Raw genomic sequence first — 15,518 nt, forward strand, 5'->3', positions numbered from 1 at the left:
GTTCTGCCGAACCTGCTGTTGCGTGGCGGCTCCGGCGGCGCGGTCCAGAGCCTCGCGTTCGGCGGCACCTCGGTGCTGATCGTGGTGAGCGTCGGCCTCGATACGGTCAAGCAGCTCGAGAGCCAGTTGATGAACAGGAACTACACCGGATTCCTGCGTTGAAGCAGACTGTGCACATGGCCACGACCACATCCCGGCATCCGTTGCTGTTGCGCCTGGTGTCCACGCTGGTGCTCGCGATCAGCGCCACCGTGCTTTCGGCGGGCAGCGCACACGCCGCCACCCCTGTCGTCGGTCGCAGTGCCGCAGTGGGTTTCGACCCGGGCGCCGCGGATGTCGATCGGGTGGTCGAGCCGCGGGACACGACGATTTCGGTGCTGCTCGCCAACGATCAGCTCGTGTTCCGCGCGGGCCTGCGGTCGGTCATCGAGACCCAGCCGGATCTGCGCTGCGTGGCGGAGGTGGGTGACGGCGCGGCCGCCATCCGCGAGATCCAGCGGCTGCGACCGGATATCGCGATCCTCGATCTCGATATGCCGGGTCTGGGCGACCCGGACGCTGTCGATGCGGTTGCCGAACTCGGTGGCGCGAGCCGGATTCTCGCGCTCGCCGCCGAGGACACCGACGAGAACCTCTACCGCGCACTACGTCTGGGGGCCAGTGGGTTCCTCACCAGAGCTCTACCGGCCGCGGACCTGGTCTCGGCCATCCGCACCGCCGCATACCGCGATGCCCTGATCGACCCGCGCCTGACCCGCCGCCTGATCACGCGACTCACCCACGGCATCGAACCCTTCCCTGCCGCACCCGAACTCGCGGCTCTGACTCCTCGCGAACATCAGGTCCTGCTACTGATGGCCAAGGCGCACACCAACCCCGAGATCGCCGCCGCGCTCGGGGTCGGCGAGCAGACCGTCAAAACCCACGTCTCCAACGTGCTCGCCAAACTCGGCGTCCGCGACCGTGTGCAGGCCGTCGTCTACGCCCACACCCGCCGCATCGTTCCCGCCGGCCCGTATCAACAGCTGTAGCGGTGCCCTGCGTTTCAGCCCGATCCCCGGACTCGGATCGCGGCGATCGCGACCGCGAGTTCGAGGCCCGAACCCACTGCTGCCCAAGCCAATAGCGCGGCAGGCGGGTTCGGATGCTGACCGGTACGGATCAAGATGACGTGTCCGGTCAGCATCACCAGGTTCATCCCGGCACCGAGGATCCAGGCGCGGACGGTCGGGCGGTTCCACAGGTGCCAGGCGCAGACCAGGCAGGCCAGCGTCAGCTCGGTCAGCAGGGCGAGCAGTGGGGAGGGGGCACACTCATGGCCTGACCCGAGGACTGCGTGCGGCAGGGCGGTGAGCACGGCCAGAACCGCGCCACACCGCCCTATCCTCACCGATCCAGACAGACCGGACATGGCGGTTACGAGACCTGCCGTCACTGCTCGCCGGGGTGGCAGCAGTGGGCGGCGCGGGATTCGGGGACGCCGAGGGCGGGGTTGCGGTCGAAGAAGCCGACCGGTTTGAGGGTGAAGCCGGCATAGTCGACGGGCATGACGGGCCAGTCCTCGAGGCGGGGGAAGTGGGTCAGGCCGAAGGTGTGCCAGAGGACGATGTCCTCGCCGTCGAGGCCGCGGTCGGCGGACTGGTAGGCGGGCAGGCCGTCGCCGCCGGGATGCTGGTTGACCAGATCGCCTGCGGGATAGCGCTCTTCGGGGTGGTAGCGGGTGACCCAGAGCTGATGGGTGGTGAAGGCGGCGCGGGCCGCGATGGAGGAGGCGGGGTCGGCCAGCAGGTTCGGCTGCTGTTGCGGGTAGAGGGCGTAGGCGGTGGGTGCGCCCATGCGGTTGGTGTGGTCGGTGCTGACGACGTGCCAGACCCTGCCGGTGGAGGCATCGGCGTCACGGGCGGCTCCGACCTCGCTGACGAGGCGGGTTGTCTTGGCACCGAAGGCGTTACCGTACGGGTTGTCCGGGCCGATGGGTACGCGCCGGACCTCGACTTCGTCCACCGCATTGGCGACCCCGTCCACCATCATGTCCAGCCGGGCGCTGAACAGATGCTGGTGATACGGCAGCCCCAGGCCGGGTGCGACCTCGCTCTGATACGGCGAGCCCTCCGGCGGATAGGCGGCGCTGAAGGCGATCCCGGTGAGCTTGGCCTCGCATTCGATGGTGCCGTCGAGGTAGAGGTACCAGTAGAACCCGTAGTCGTAATTTCCGACCGTGGTGAAGAAGCTGATCACCAGCCGCCGCTGCCGCCGCACCTCGCTGACGCCGGTGAACAGGTCGGTGTGCTTCCACAGCGTCCCGTAGTCCTCTTCGTGCATGCAGATGGCGTTCTCGATGGTGCGCGGCATGCCGAGTTCGTCGCTGAGCACCGCGTCGAAGTAGTGGATCTCGCCGAGGCAGTCGCAACCCAGCCGCAGCGAGTTGGCGAACCGCCCGAAAAGGTATTCGCCGGTGTCGAAGTAGTTCTGCCAGAACCGGGTGGGTTGCGGATCGGCATACGGCACCACCATTTCCGCGATCGATGCCCGATACATCACCGGCCGCTCGCGCTCGCCGTCGCGGAAGCTCAACTGCCGCAGGATGAGTCCCTCGCGGGCGTCGAAGCCGATGCGCAGCCGCCAGTTCGCCCAGGAAATGTGGTCGCCGTCGACGACGAAGCTGGGCCCCTCGGGCTGGGTGATCTCGATGGGCCGCAGGGTTTCGTTGCCGGGCAGGGCGATATCCGGGTCCTGGAAGTTGCCGTGCTCCTCGGGCACGTCGTAGACCCGATGGTCGATGAGCTGCAGCAGTTCGCCGGTGATGATGTCGACGTAGCCGCACAGCCCGTCCACCGGATGCGCCCACGGGTGGTCCTGCGGATGATCCTGGCGGAAGGCGAACACCCGGATGATGCGCCTGCCCTCCTCGCCGGGGATGTCGTAGTGCCCGGCCGAAAGCGGGACACAGACGGTCGCGGCGGGGTCCACGCCGCGCTTGCGCAGTGCGGCACACCAGGTTTCATTGTCGGCGAGCACGGTGCCGACCTTGGCGAATTCCTCCTCCAGGATCGGCACCTGACCTCGGCTCGCGTCGATGGGCGTATCGGCGCGAATCTCGCGCGCCGACAGCGACACCAGCAGGTCACGCGCGCCGCCGGAGGCGATGTCGAGCAGCAGCACCCGCGCCAGCCGTTCCGGCGGCGCCGCGGTGCGGGCGGCGTGCGCGAGCACCTGGGCCTTGTCCGGCTCGTTCAGCCCGACGTACACGAATCGCGTGGTGGCCCCGACGATTCCGGCCGCGACCAGCAACTCGCGGACCACCGAGATCTCGTCGGCGGACAGGCTCTCCAGCACCCTGGTTTCGGTGGTCGCCCACGCGGAATCGGTGGCCGGAACGGATCTTTCGACAGTCGACATCGGAACAACTCCTGGTGAGAAGGGAATTCAGGCGGCGATCGCGGTTGCGATGCCGTCGTAGGCGATTCGGTTGGTGCGGCGCAGCAGCAGCGCCTGGGCGATCCCCGCGAGCGGGCACGCCGCGACCACGGCCAGCAGCACGCTCGCGGTGGTGGTCGAACCACCGATCAGGGTCGGGAAATTCGCCACGATCAGACCGGCGGCCGCGGCCAGGCCGATCAGGCCGAGCACGGGCGCGAGGCGGGTGTGCCAGAACCGGGTGTCGATGCGGGTGCGCGCGAAGTACACGAGCACCGCCGCGCACGTCCCCGCCATGAGCAGCGCCACCCCGAGACTGGCCACCCCGGAAAACCATGTGAACACCTGCAATTCCGGGTCCAGCCGGCAGGCGGCGAAGACGATCAGCAAGACCGCCGCGGTCGCCGACTGCACCAGCGAGGACGCGTGCGGCGAACCGTGGCCGCCGTGCACGCGCGCCAATCCGCCCGGCAGCACACCCGTCGCGCCCATCGAATGCTGATAGCGCGCAATCACATTGTGGAACGACAGGACGCAGGCGAACAGGCTCGTCAGCAGCAGGACATTCACGGCGACCGCGCCGACGGTGCCGAGATAGCGCTGGGCGGTGTTCACGATCAGCCCGGAGGGATCCGAGGCGGCCGCGTCGACGATGCCGTCGGTCCCCCATGCCATCACCAGCGCCCACGTCCCGAAGGTGTAGAAGACGCCGATTGACAGGACCGCGCCGTAGGTGGCGCGCGGAATGGTGCGGGCCGGGTCGCGAGCCTCGTCGCGGAAGACGGCCGTGGCCTCGAAGCCGATGAAGCCCGCGATGGCCATCATCAGACCCAATCCGGGCGAACCGGACATGACTGTGGAGGGTGAGAACGGTTGCAGCGTCAGGCCCGTCGCTCCCCCGCGCGCCATCACCACGACCGCGAGGATCAGCACGATGCCGACCTCGGCGATCAGCGCCAGACCCAGCACCTTGGAGCTGAATTCGATGTGGCGGTAGCCGAGTACGCCGACGATCGCGGCCACCGCCAGGGCGTAGAGGTACCAGGGCAGTTCGGGCCCACCGATTTTCACCACCGAGCGACGCAGCGCCGCACCGAGGAATCCGTACACCGCGACCTGCACCATGGTGTAGGTCAGCAGCGCCAGATAGGCCGCACCCAAGCCGAGCGGGCGGCCCAGTCCGTAGCCGATGTAGGTGAAGAACGCGCCCGCCTTGGGCACATGGCGGCTCATGGCGCTCAGCCCGACCGAGAACAGCAGCAGCACAACGGCGGACACCACGAACATGGCCGGGAAGCCCGCACCGTTGCCGATCAGGATGGCGATGGGTGCGGCCCCGCCGATCACGGTCAATGGCGCGGCGGCCGCCACCACCATGAAGACGATCGCACCCGCACCGAGCCTTCCGGTCAGCCCGGCCGGTGCTGCGGCCGAGGCGCCGGCCGGCGGAGCCGTCGTGCTGCCGGGCGGGGCGCTGGCATTGCCGGGCAGGGCGGTGGCGCTGCCGTGAGAAGGAGATGTGGGGGCCATGATGCACCTCCGGGAGCGGGATGGGCGAACCCTCAACACTGTTGGCGCAGCGCTTTTCCCGGTCGTGACCCGGCGGTAAAGGTCATTGCCGCTGTGAATGAGACGCCGGAGCGCCGGGGGTGTCCCATTCGAGCTCACACAGCGATGACCTCACCGAAACCAGTGCGACACACGGGATTCGTATTTTCCGAGCGTATGACCCGTCGCACCAGCGCCCTGGATCGGGCGATCGCCGATCCGCCCCCGGTTTCCGGGGTGTCGGACACCTCCCCCATGTCGGGTCTGCGCCGCCGCACGCTCGGATTCGCCGAGGTGCTGGTGCAATCGGTGTCGGCCATCGCTCCGGGCGCGGCCGCCGCCACCGTCCCGGGCCTGCTGGTCGGGGTGGCCGGGGACGGCGCGCTGTGGGCGGCCATCGCGGGTGCGGCATTGACGCTGCCGGTGGCGGCGGCGGTCAACCAGTTCACCAAGCGGGTCAGCACGGCCGGGTCGCTGTACACCTTCACCGCCAAGGGGCTCGGCGCGGGCTGGGCCCTGTTGTCGGGCGTCGGCCTGATCCTCGGCTACGCGTTCATCGCCATGTACTCGCTGGCCAATATCGCGCCGCACGTGGCGAATGTGCTGGCGGCCCTGGGTTTCGGCGCGGCCTCGAGCCCGCTGCTGCCGCCGCTGTGCGTCCTCACGGCCGGGCTGCTGTGCACGGTGGTGATGCTGCGCGGGGTGCGGGTGTCGGCGCGGTTGAGCCTGCTGGTGGAGTCAGTGGCGGTCGCGATACTGCTGGCGCTGATCACGGCGCTGTGGTTCGGGCAGGGACGGGTGATCGCGCCAGAACTGCTGTTGCCCAGGCATGTTTCGATTCCGGGTCTGGTGGTGGGCGTGGTCATCGCGATCACCGCGTTCGTGGGGTTCGAGAGCGCTGCCTCGCTGTCGGTCGAGGCCCGGCGGCCGTTCGCGACCGTGCCGCGGGTGCTGGTGTGGTCGCCGATCGCGACCGGCGTGCTCGTGGTGGCCGCGACGGCGGTGCAGGCCACCGGTTTCCGGCTGGCCGGGGTGACGCCCGGGACGGCGTCGGTGCCGGTGGACGCGCTGTCGTCGTACTACCGGGTGGGGTGGATCTCCCCGATCCTGGACTGCGGTGTCACCGCGTCGTTCTTCGCGTGCGCGCTGGCCTCGTCCACGGCGCTGGTGCGGGTGCTGTTGAGCATGGGCATCGACGGCGTCCTGCCCGCCGCCCTGAGCCGAACCCATCCGGCCTGGCGCACACCGCATGTCGCGATCGGGGCGTCGATGCCGATCGTGATCGCGGTCCCGCTGCTCATGCTCGCGACCGGCGCCGGTGTGGGCCGGACGGCGGGGGTGCTGCTGGTGGTGTCGGCGGGCGGTTATGTGCTGGCGTACCTGCTGGTGTGCCTGGCGGTGCCGCTGTTCCTGTGGCGCATAGGCGAACTCACCCCGGCCCCGGTCGCGCTGGCGCTGGTCACCGCGGGCGGACTGTCCGGCTGCCTGACGGTGTTCCTGGCCACCGAGTGGGCCGGTACCCGCGCGGTCGGGGTCTGGCTGTTCATACTCGCACTGGTGGCGGGCACGACGATCTCCTGGCGACTGCGCCGGCGGCTGCCCGCCCTCGGCACCCACGACATTCCGATCGGCTCGGAGGTCCTGGGTGGTTCCGGCGTGCTCGGCGGGAGCGGCAGGTGAGTCCTCCACGCGGCATCGAGCATCCGGGCGAAATCGGCGGGCGGCAACCGAAAGCCGTGCTCAGCGCGCTGGTGGTGCTGGAGGAGGTCGCCGCCTGCGGTCCCGGTGTGACCGCCCGCGAGATCAGCCGCAATCTGGGCATGCCCCGCGCCACCGCGTATCGGCTGCTGAATCTGCTGGTGCAGCAGGAGTATCTGGTCCGCACGCCCGATCTGACCGGATTCGCCCTGGGCAGCAAGGTCACCGAACTGGCCGGTATGGCCGCTCCCCCGGCGCTTGCCGACTCGACACTCGACGTGCTCGACCAGTTGCGGCGCGGGCTGCGCGCGGGCATCCATCTCGCCGGGTATCACCGCACCGGCACCCCACGGCCACGGGTCCGCATCCTCGATGCAGATCCGGACTTCCCGATCGAGAATCCGCGGCTCATCACCGGCGATCTCACCGTCTCCGCGATCGGCCGCCTGGCCCTAGCCGAAACCGATTCCGCCGCAAGGGCTCGCGGCTATGCCGTGCAGGTCGACGAATTGCGACCCGGCCACGGCTGCCTGGCAGTCCCGGTGCGCGATCGCCGGGGCATCCTGGTGGCCGGTCTCATCCTGTCCACCACCGCGGCCCGGCTGCGCGATCTGGATACCGCGCTGAGTCTGCTCGCACCCGGGCGCGAACTGCTCGAAGCCCGGCTCAGCGACCGGTGAGCGCGCCGCTCATGCGTTGCACGCCACTGGTTTTGAGCACGTCCACCACCAGTGAGGTGGCCACCGAATCCGCGCGGGTCACCCAGTCGGCGGTGGTGACCAGCTCGTAGAGGCTGCGCTTGTCGGGCACCGCGACATCGGCCACGATCTGGTGGTCGCCCATGATCGCCGCCGCGTACCGGACATATGGTGAATCCAGCAGCAACGCCCCGACCGCGTCCACGGCATCGGGGCGGGTCTTGATCCACAGCAGCGCCTGCACTCCCAGCCCGAGCGCCGCAGGGGCGACGATCGCGCGCACGTGCACCGTCCCGTCCCGGCGCAGCGCCTCCACCCGGCGGCGCGCGGTGGGCTCGGAAATGCCCGCGACGCGGGCGATCTCGTCGTAGGTGCGGCGGCCGTCCTCGGCCAGCGAGCGCACGATCAGCTGCTCCTCACGGGCCAGCCGTCGCGCCCCCGCACCGGTCGGTGACGGTGTGAGCGGCGGGAATTCGGCGAGCGCGGCCGCCTCGGTGTCGTCGAGCAGCGCGGGCCGCCATTCGTGCACGGTCCGGAAGTAGCGCAGCACCGGAAGCGTATTGCTCTCTACCAGGCCGGGGATGCCGGGCAGCTGTTGCAGCACCAGATCGGCGACTCGGTCTGGCAGACAGACGATTTCGGCGACGCAGTCCACCGCGCCGGTGAGCACGTAGCTGAAGACCGCGTCCGGCCGCTGCGCCAGCGTCCGCCCGCACACACCCGCCGTGCCGGGCGCGCACCGCACCCGCACCAGTACCGCGTCCCCGCGCGGGGCGAGCGCGGTCACCGTGACCATGCCGCTGTCGAGCAGCCGGTTGCCGTGGCGGGCGACCGTGCGCTCGGGTTCGCCCAGGACGGCGGCGATCCGGCTCCAGGAGGCGCGGCCGTCGACTTGGAGGGCACCCACGATCCGACGGTCCAATTCATCCAGCATCGGCCAAGTATGCGGCCGATTCCGTCAGATCTCCCGGTGATCTTGTCCGAAATCTCGGCCACCGGGCACGGTGTGTCCCATGGCATTTCGGTACAGACCGGTCTACGGGCTGGTCGTTCTCGCGCTCGCGCTACTCGCCGCACGGGTGCCGGTCGCCCCGGCCTCCGCCGATCCCGGTGGCCCCGAGGTCGTGCATACCGAGACCGGGCCCGTGCGGGGCGTGCGCTCCGACACCGACCGGTCGTTCCTCGGGATCCCTTTCGCCGCAGCGCCCGTCGGCCCGCTGCGCTGGCAACCGCCCGCGCCCCCGGAGTCGTGGCACGGCGTGCGCGATGCCACGAGTCCCGGCAATGCCTGCCCGCAGTCGGCCTCGTTCAGCGGCGCGGCGGTGGACACCGAGGACTGCCTCAATCTGAATGTGTTCACCCCGCGCCATGAGTCGCACGGGCTGCCGGTGATCGTGTTCATCCACGGCGGCTACATGGTGTCCGGTTCGGGCCGTGAGTATTCCGCGCATCGCATGATCGCTCGTCGCGATGTCGTGGTGGTCACCGTCAACTACCGGCTGGGCGCGCTCGGCGGCCTGTCGCTGGCGGGCGGCGCGGACGGTATCGCCGGTGACTACGGCGTCCAGGACCAGCAAGCCGCGCTGCGGTGGGTGCAGCGCAATATCGCGGCCTTCGGTGGCGATCCGCACGAGGTCACCATCGACGGACAGTCGGCCGGAGCGGTATCGGTGTGCACCCAGCTGGGTTCGCCGCTGGCGGCCGGGCTGTTCCAGCGCGCCATCGTCCAGAGCGCGCCCTGCGTGGGAGATGGCTTCGGGCCGTGGCCCACCCGCGATCAGGCCGACCGGCAGGGGCAGACCTTCGCCGCCGCCGTCGGCTGCCCGGACCCGGCCACCGCGCCCGCCTGCCTGCGCGCCAAGCCCGTCGGCGACCTGCTCGCCGCGCAATCGCCCTACCAGTGGTTTCCCGATATCGACGGGGAGGTTCTGACCAGCTCGCTGCGGGAGGCGTTCGACTCCGGGCACTTCAACAAGGTGCCGGTGCTCATCACCGATACCCGTGACGAGGAACGGCTGATGGTCGTGCAGCAGTACGGATACGGCACGCCGCTGACCGCCGAGGCGTATCCACAGGCGGTGCGCGACTTCTTCGGGGCCGATCGCGCCGATCAGGTGATCGAGCATTATCCGCTCGCCGACTACGACCAGCCGGTCCTGGCCTACGCGGCCGCCCGCAGCGACTACGACTACATCTGCGGCGTGCCGACCACGGCCGGTCTGCTCACCCGCCACATTCCCGCCTATGCCGCGGAATTCGCCGACGAGACCGCCCCCGCCCTGCCCGGAATCCCGGCACCCAGTTTCCCCCTCGGCGCGGCACACGCCTCTGACCTGCCCTACCTCTACGAGACCAGCAATACCGCACCGGCATTCACCGAGGCGCAGCGGAAACTGTCCGACTCCATGATCGACTACTGGACCGCCTTCGCCCGCACCGGCGACCCCAATGGCGACCGGCGCACCCCCGCACCGCGTTTCGATCCGGCATCACAGGCGATGCTGCGGTTCACCGAGACCGGGCCGCAGCCCTACACCCGCTTCGCGGCCGATCACCACTGCGCTTTCTGGGACTCCTACATCACCTGGTGACCCTCCACCCTCGAAAACCACACGGAGCGACCATGAATCGAAGAATCCTCACCCTGGCTCCCCTCGTCCCGATCGTGGCGCTGCTGTCGGCGATCTGGCTGCCGTTCGTGAACACGGCCCGGCTGTGGCTGGGCATGCCCGCGCTGTTCGTGTGGCTGTCGGCCTGGGTGCTGCTGATCACCCCGGCCCTGCTGCTCGCCGAGCGCGGCCGCACCGAGACGGAGGACCGGCCATGATCCTCACCGTCGCATTGGTCGGCATGGTGATCATCGCCGCGGTCGGGCTGCGGGCCCGGCGCGGCGCCCACGATCTGTCCGAATGGACCGTCGGCGGGCGGAATTTCGGCAAGGGAGCCACCTGGTTCCTGCAAGCCGGGGAGGGGTTCACCACCTTCACCTTCCTGGGCGTGGCCAACCGGACGTTCGTGGGCGGGGCCGCCGCCACATACGCCATCCCCTATATCCCGCTTTCCTATATCGGCGTCTACTTCCTCGGTCCGCGGCTGTGGCGGCTGGGCACCGAGCGCGGATACCTCACGCAGGCCGACTATTTCGTCGACCGCTACCGCTCCCCGCTGTTCGGGAAGATGGTCGCGGTCATCGGGGTGGTGTTCCTGCTGCCCTACCTCCAGCTACAGATCACCGGGCTGGGCACCATCGTGCGGCTGGTCACCGGCAGCCGGAGTTCGGGCACTTGGAGCATGGTCATCGCGACGGTGCTGATGGTGGCGTTCGTGCTGTGGTCGGGGATTCGCGGCATCGCGGGCACGGCCTATCTCAAGGACGCCCTCATGATCGTGGCCATGCTGGTGCTGGTCATCGCGGTGCCCGCGCACTTCTCGGGCGGCATCTCGGCGATGTTCCACGAAATCCAGGACAGCGCACCGGCATTGCTGAGCGTGCCGCACAATGACGGTCCGGCGGGGTCGGTGTGGTGGATCAGCAGTGTGCTGATCTCGGCCATCGGCAGCGCGTTCTTCACGCTGCCGCATCTGTGGCCGCCGCTGCTGGCCTCGCGGGACGAGCGGGTGATCCGCAGCAACAACACCTGGCTGCCGCTGTATCAGGTGGTGATCATCCTGCCGATCATCATCGGGTTCACCGGCGTGCTGGCGCGATTGCACGGCGCGAAGGTGCCGCCCGGTGGCGTGCTGCTGTGGCTGACCGGGGAGTCGCTGCCGGATTGGCTGGTCGGGGTGGTCGCGGTGGCCGCCGCCGCGGCGGCCATGGTGCCCGCGGCCGCCATCTGCCTGGGGATGTCGTCGCTGGTGGCGCACAATCTGATTCCGCTGCGGGGCGAGCGGGCGCGGTTGACGCTCAATCACGGGACCGTCGTCGTCGCGGCGGGGCTGACGCTGCTGCTGGCCATCCATCGGCCCAGCGCGCTGGCCGATCTGCTGCTGCTGACCTTCAGCGGGCTGGCGCAAACCGCACCCGCGTTTCTCGCCGCGCTCGGTGAACGCCGGTGGCTGGCAACGGGTCCGGCCATGGCGGGAACGGTCGCGGGTATCGCGGTGGTGGCCTGGGTGGAGCTGGGCAAACACTATGCGGACGTGCACAACGTGAACTCCGGCATTCTGGGGTTGATTGTGAACATCGTGGTGTGCGCGTGCGCGCAGGCGCTGCTGATGGCCTGGCGCGCACGGGCTTCCGTCGTCGCCGAGCCCGCGTCGCAACCGACCACCGTCGAAAGCTGAGGAGCGCCGATGTCTTCCGATATCTGCCTCATCACCGCCGTCGAACTCGCCCGGCTGCTGCAGGCCGGAGAGCTGTCGGCCGTCGAAGTGGTCCAGGCGCACCTGGAGCGCATCGAGGCGGTCAATCCCCGGGTCAACGCGTTGGTCACGGTGACCGCCGAGCAGGCGCTGGATCAGGCCCGAGCTGCCGATGCCGTGCTTGCCGCGGGTGGTGATCTCGGCCCGCTGCACGGTATCCCGATGGCGCACAAGGACACCCACGACACCGCTGGAATCCGGACAACACACGGCAGCCCCCTGTTCGCGCACCATATTCCCGAGCGCGACGAGCTGATCATCGAAAGAATCAGGGCGGCGGGCGCTATCACGCTCGGCAAGACCAACGTGCCCGAATTCGCGGCGGGCTCACACACCTTCAACACGCTGTTCGGAGCCACCCGCAACCCCTACGACCTGGACCGGTCGGCGGGCGGTAGCAGTGGCGGCGCGGCGGCGGCCCTGGCCTGCGGCATGCACTCGCTCGCCGACGGCTCCGATATGGGTGGCTCCCTGCGCAATCCGGCCTCGTTCTGCAATGTGGTCGGCTTCCGGCCCTCGCCTGGACGGGTGCCGACCTGGCCGAATCCGGCGGCGTGGTCGACGATGGCGGTGCAGGGGCCGATGGCACGCACGGTGTCCGATGTCGCGTTGCTGTTGTCGGTGCTGGCGGGTCCGGATCCGCGCAGTCCCATCGCCCGGTCCGAACCCGGGGCGCTATTCGCTCCCCCGCTGGACTGCGAGGTGTGCGGGCTGCGGGTGGCCTGGTCGCCGGATCTGGGCGGTGCGGTCCCGGTCGACCGCGCGGTCCGGTCGGTGATCGAGCCTGCCGCAAGCGTTTTCGCCGAGCTCGGGGCACACCTCGAACCGGACTGCCCGGATCTGTCGGGCGCGGAGGAGGTTTTCCGCACCCTGCGCGCCTGGCAGTTCGCGCTGGGTCTGGGACCACTACTCGCGCAGCGGGATTCGCTCAAAGCCTCGCTGGTCCGCAATATCGAGGCCGGGCACGCGCTCAGCGGCAACGATATCGCCGCCGCCGAACTCGCGCACACCGCGCTGTTTCATCGGATGCGCGAATTCTTCGACCGCTACGACATTCTCGTGCTTCCGGTCAGCCAGGTCCCGCCGTTCCCGATCGACCTCGAATACCCGGAAGCAGTCGACGGCGAGCCCGTCGCCGACTACCTCGCGTGGATGCGGTCGGCGTATTTCATCAGTGCGACCGGCTGCCCGGCACTGTCGGTGCCCGCCGGTTTCACCGCGGACGGGCTGCCGGTCGGGATCCAGATCGTCGGCCCGCACGGTGCGGACCGACTGGTCCTCGAGGTTGGCCACGCCTTCGAGCAGGCCACCCGCCACGGTGCGGTGCGTCCGCCGATCCTGGCCGACGCACCCGTTCCGGCGCGCGTCACGCCAGCTGGATGAGCTCCAGGTAGTCCTGCGACCAGTGGTCCTCGGTGCCGTCGGGCAGCATGATGACCCGCTCCGGGTTCAGTGCCTCGGCGGCGCCCGGATCGTGGGTCACCAGCACGACCGCGCCCGCGTAGCTGCGCAGCGCGTCGAGGACCTGCTCACGGGAGACCGGGTCCAGGTTGTTGGTGGGCTCGTCGAGGAGCAGGACGTTGGCGGCCGAGGAGACCAGACCGGCCAGGGCCAGACGGGTCTTCTCACCACCGGAGAGCGTGCCCGCGGGCTGGTCGAGCTGCGGGCCGGAGAACATGAACGCGCCGAGCAGGCCGCGCAGGTCCTGTTCGCCCGCGTCGGGGGCGGCGTGGCGGATGTTCTCCCAGACCGTGGCCTGATCGTCGAGGGTGTCGTGCTCCTGCGCGAAGTAGCCGATCTTCAGGCCGCGGCCCGGATCGATCTGCCCGGCGGTCAGGGTCTCCACGCCGGCCAGCAGGCGCAGCATGGTGGTCTTACCGGCGCCGTTGAGGCCCAGGATCACCACGCGGCTGCCCTTGTCGATGGCCAGGTTCACGCCGGTGAAGATCTCGAGCGACCCGTAGAGCTTGGTCAGGTTGGTGGCCATCAGCGGCGTCTTGCCGCAGGGCGCGGGCTCGGGGAACTTGATGCGCGCCACCTTGTCGGCCACGCGGATATCGTCGACCTCGTTGAGCATGCGCTCGGCGCGCTTGACCATCTGGTGTGCCGCAGCGGCTTTGGTGGCCTTGGCACCGAGCTTGGCGGCCTGCTGCTTGAGCGCGGACGCCTTCTTCTCGGCATTGGCGCGCTCGCGCACACGCCGCTGCTCGTCGGTGGCGCGGGCGTCGAGGTACTTCTTCCAACCCATGTTGTAGATGTCGGCCTCGCCGCGCACCGCGTCGAGGAACCACACCTTGTTGACCACGTCATTGAGCAGATCGACATCGTGGGAGATGACGATGAGCCCGCCGTCGTGGTTCTGCAGGAAGCCGCGCAGCCAGTTGATCGAGTCGGCGTCGAGGTGGTTGGTGGGCTCGTCGAGCAGCAGCGTGGTGTCGGACTTGCCGCCGCTGCCGTCCGAGGCGCTGAACAGAATGCGCGCCAACTCGATTCGACGACGCTGACCACCGGAGAGGGTCTTCAGCTGCTGGTTGAGCACCCGATCGGGCAGGGCCAGGCTATTGCAGATCCGCGCCGCCTCGCTCTCGGCCACATACCCGCCCAGCGCCGAGAACCGCTCCTCCAGCCGCCCGTACTTCCGGATGGCCTTGTCGCGCTCCTTCTCATCGGCCACCTCGGCCATCAACGCCTGCTGCTTCTCCATCTCCCGCAGCAGCGAATCCAGCCCACGCGCCGAAAGCACCCGATCCTTGGCGAGGATGTCGAGGTTGCCTTCCTTCGGATCCTGCGGCAAATAACCGATTTCACCCGACCGAATGACCTTGCCCGCGTAAGGTTCCCCCTCACCGGCCAGAATCCGCAACGTCGTAGTCTTCCCCGCGCCATTGCGCCCCACCAGCCCGATCCGATCACCGGCCTGCACCCGCAGCCCCGAACCGGGGGCGGTAAGCAGGGTGCGGACTCCGGCCCGGACCTCCAGGTCGGTCGCGGTGATCACAAGCGTCTCCTCGGGTGCAGCAGGGTACGGATCGGTCAACAAGCGATTGTGCGTCGCATGAACACACAAGAACCACCGATTTTATCCCAGCCGCCAGGGACCCCGAGGTCAGGCCCATGGTCAGGTACGTCACCCCCGCCGCCACGCAGGGTCAGCATCGTCATTGCGCCCTCGACCACGACGTATCTCATTTGCCCGAGGCTGTCGTACACCGACTCTATTGACCGGGAGCCAGAACGGTCACCGTCGTCTGAGCCGTGATCGGCGCTCCACCGTCGGGCGTGACCGTGATCGCGATCGTGTACGTCCCGGCTTCGTGGATGTCGTCTTTGTGGTCGAGTTGTGCGCCGTTGTCACTGCAGTTGCTGCTCCGGAATACGTAACTGTGGCCGGATTCATTGCTGACTTTCCCGTACACCGTGCATTTGCTCTGAGTCAGCGGCGCCGAATCCACGAATGTTTTCCAGCTGATTATCACGCCGACGAACTCCCGATACGTGTCGAGTTGGTACAGATCAGGCCCGACGCGTGTCGGGGAGTAGATTGCGTCGGTTGCGATCTCAACCTTGTCTACGCCCCGCACGGTTGGGGCCGTCCCGGTCGGAGACGGCGACACCCTCGACGTATTCCGCGGCGTCGAGGACGCAACGAAGGACGGAGCGGCGGGGAACGCGGCCGGAACCGGCGGCGATTGACTGGTGCTCGCTGTCGCCGCAGGCCCGGGTTTCGAACACTGCACAAACCCGAAGATCACTGTGGCCATCACTCCCAGCACCCCGGCCAGACCACCGACC

13 protein-coding genes and 1 pseudogene are annotated in these 15,518 nt (G+C 68.9%); 8 read left to right on the plus strand and 6 right to left on the minus strand.

Annotation, left to right across the window (positions count from 1 at the left end; genetic code table 11):
- Positions 1 to 162: pseudogene (locus ON43_RS46545) on the plus strand (preprotein translocase subunit SecY); the annotation flags it as partial.
- A 14-nt stretch (positions 163 to 176) separates the two neighbouring features.
- Positions 177 to 1,031, plus strand: a complete 855-nt coding sequence (locus ON43_RS37065; RefSeq protein ID WP_083914088.1) for a LuxR C-terminal-related transcriptional regulator — start codon at positions 177 to 179, stop codon at positions 1,029 to 1,031.
- A 14-nt stretch (positions 1,032 to 1,045) separates the two neighbouring features.
- Here ON43_RS37065 and ON43_RS43080 read toward each other — a convergent pair whose 3' ends face one another.
- The 3 genes from ON43_RS43080 to ON43_RS37080 all read right to left on the minus strand — a co-directional run bounded on the left by ON43_RS43080 (position 1,046) and on the right by ON43_RS37080 (position 4,947).
- A complete protein-coding gene (locus tag ON43_RS43080) occupies positions 1,046 to 1,357 on the minus strand; it encodes a hypothetical protein (protein WP_051179783.1) in 312 nt (103 codons plus the stop codon).
- A 74-nt stretch (positions 1,358 to 1,431) separates the two neighbouring features.
- Positions 1,432 to 3,399 (minus strand): primary-amine oxidase, encoded by a 1,968-nt coding sequence (locus ON43_RS37075; RefSeq protein WP_051179785.1) that lies wholly within the window; start codon positions 3,397 to 3,399, stop codon positions 1,432 to 1,434.
- Positions 3,400 to 3,426: 27 nt separating this feature from the next.
- A complete protein-coding gene (locus ON43_RS37080) occupies positions 3,427 to 4,947 on the minus strand; it encodes an APC family permease (protein WP_083914090.1) in 1,521 nt (506 codons plus the stop codon).
- Positions 4,948 to 5,142: 195 nt separating this feature from the next.
- Here ON43_RS37080 and ON43_RS37085 point away from each other — a divergent pair, with 195 nt between their 5' ends.
- Both ON43_RS37085 and ON43_RS37090 read left to right on the plus strand, forming a co-directional pair.
- On the plus strand, positions 5,143 to 6,645 hold the full coding sequence (locus ON43_RS37085; protein WP_040815303.1) for an APC family permease: 1,503 nt from the start codon (positions 5,143 to 5,145) through the stop codon (positions 6,643 to 6,645).
- A complete protein-coding gene (locus ON43_RS37090) occupies positions 6,642 to 7,343 on the plus strand; it encodes a helix-turn-helix domain-containing protein (protein ID WP_218003478.1) in 702 nt (233 codons plus the stop codon). The genes ON43_RS37085 and ON43_RS37090 overlap by 4 nt, the downstream gene beginning before the upstream one ends.
- Here the strand turns inward: ON43_RS37090 and ON43_RS37095 are convergent.
- Positions 7,330 to 8,295: an Lrp/AsnC family transcriptional regulator gene (locus ON43_RS37095; RefSeq protein WP_040815304.1), complete on the minus strand. Its 966-nt coding sequence runs from the start codon at positions 8,293 to 8,295 to the stop codon at positions 7,330 to 7,332. The genes ON43_RS37090 and ON43_RS37095 overlap by 14 nt on opposite strands.
- Before the next feature lie 79 nt (positions 8,296 to 8,374).
- Between ON43_RS37095 and ON43_RS37100 the strand changes: the two genes are divergently transcribed.
- The 4 genes from ON43_RS37100 to ON43_RS37115 are packed head-to-tail and all read left to right on the plus strand — an operon-like array spanning position 8,375 to position 13,109.
- Entirely contained in the window at positions 8,375 to 9,952 is a 1,578-nt protein-coding gene (locus tag ON43_RS37100; protein ID WP_040815305.1) for a carboxylesterase/lipase family protein, read from the plus strand.
- 32 nt (positions 9,953 to 9,984) lie between these two features.
- Positions 9,985 to 10,188: a hypothetical protein gene (locus ON43_RS37105; protein WP_040815306.1), complete on the plus strand. Its 204-nt coding sequence runs from the start codon at positions 9,985 to 9,987 to the stop codon at positions 10,186 to 10,188.
- The gene (locus ON43_RS37110) at positions 10,185 to 11,648 is read left to right on the plus strand and encodes a sodium:solute symporter family protein (RefSeq protein ID WP_051179787.1); all 1,464 of its coding nucleotides are present in this window, start codon (positions 10,185 to 10,187) and stop codon (positions 11,646 to 11,648) included. Before ON43_RS37105 ends, ON43_RS37110 begins: the two co-directional genes overlap by 4 nt.
- A 9-nt stretch (positions 11,649 to 11,657) precedes the next feature.
- Entirely contained in the window at positions 11,658 to 13,109 is a 1,452-nt protein-coding gene (locus ON43_RS37115) for an amidase (RefSeq protein ID WP_040815307.1), read from the plus strand.
- Here ON43_RS37115 and ON43_RS37120 read toward each other — a convergent pair.
- Both ON43_RS37120 and ON43_RS37125 read right to left on the minus strand, forming a co-directional pair.
- Entirely contained in the window at positions 13,093 to 14,724 is a 1,632-nt protein-coding gene (locus ON43_RS37120; RefSeq protein WP_040815309.1) for an ABC-F family ATP-binding cassette domain-containing protein, read from the minus strand. The two genes, ON43_RS37115 and ON43_RS37120, sit on opposite strands and share 17 nt — an antisense overlap.
- Positions 14,725 to 14,941: 217 nt before the next feature.
- Positions 14,942 to 15,487 carry a hypothetical protein gene (locus tag ON43_RS37125; RefSeq protein WP_157514338.1) on the minus strand — a complete coding sequence of 182 codons (546 nt, stop codon included), beginning with the start codon at positions 15,485 to 15,487 and terminating at the stop codon, positions 14,942 to 14,944.
- Positions 15,488 to 15,518 lie beyond the last annotated feature (31 nt).

This window comes from Nocardia concava NBRC 100430 (genome assembly GCF_000308815.1).
Taxonomy (GTDB): Bacteria; Actinomycetota; Actinomycetes; order Mycobacteriales; family Mycobacteriaceae; genus Nocardia; species Nocardia concava.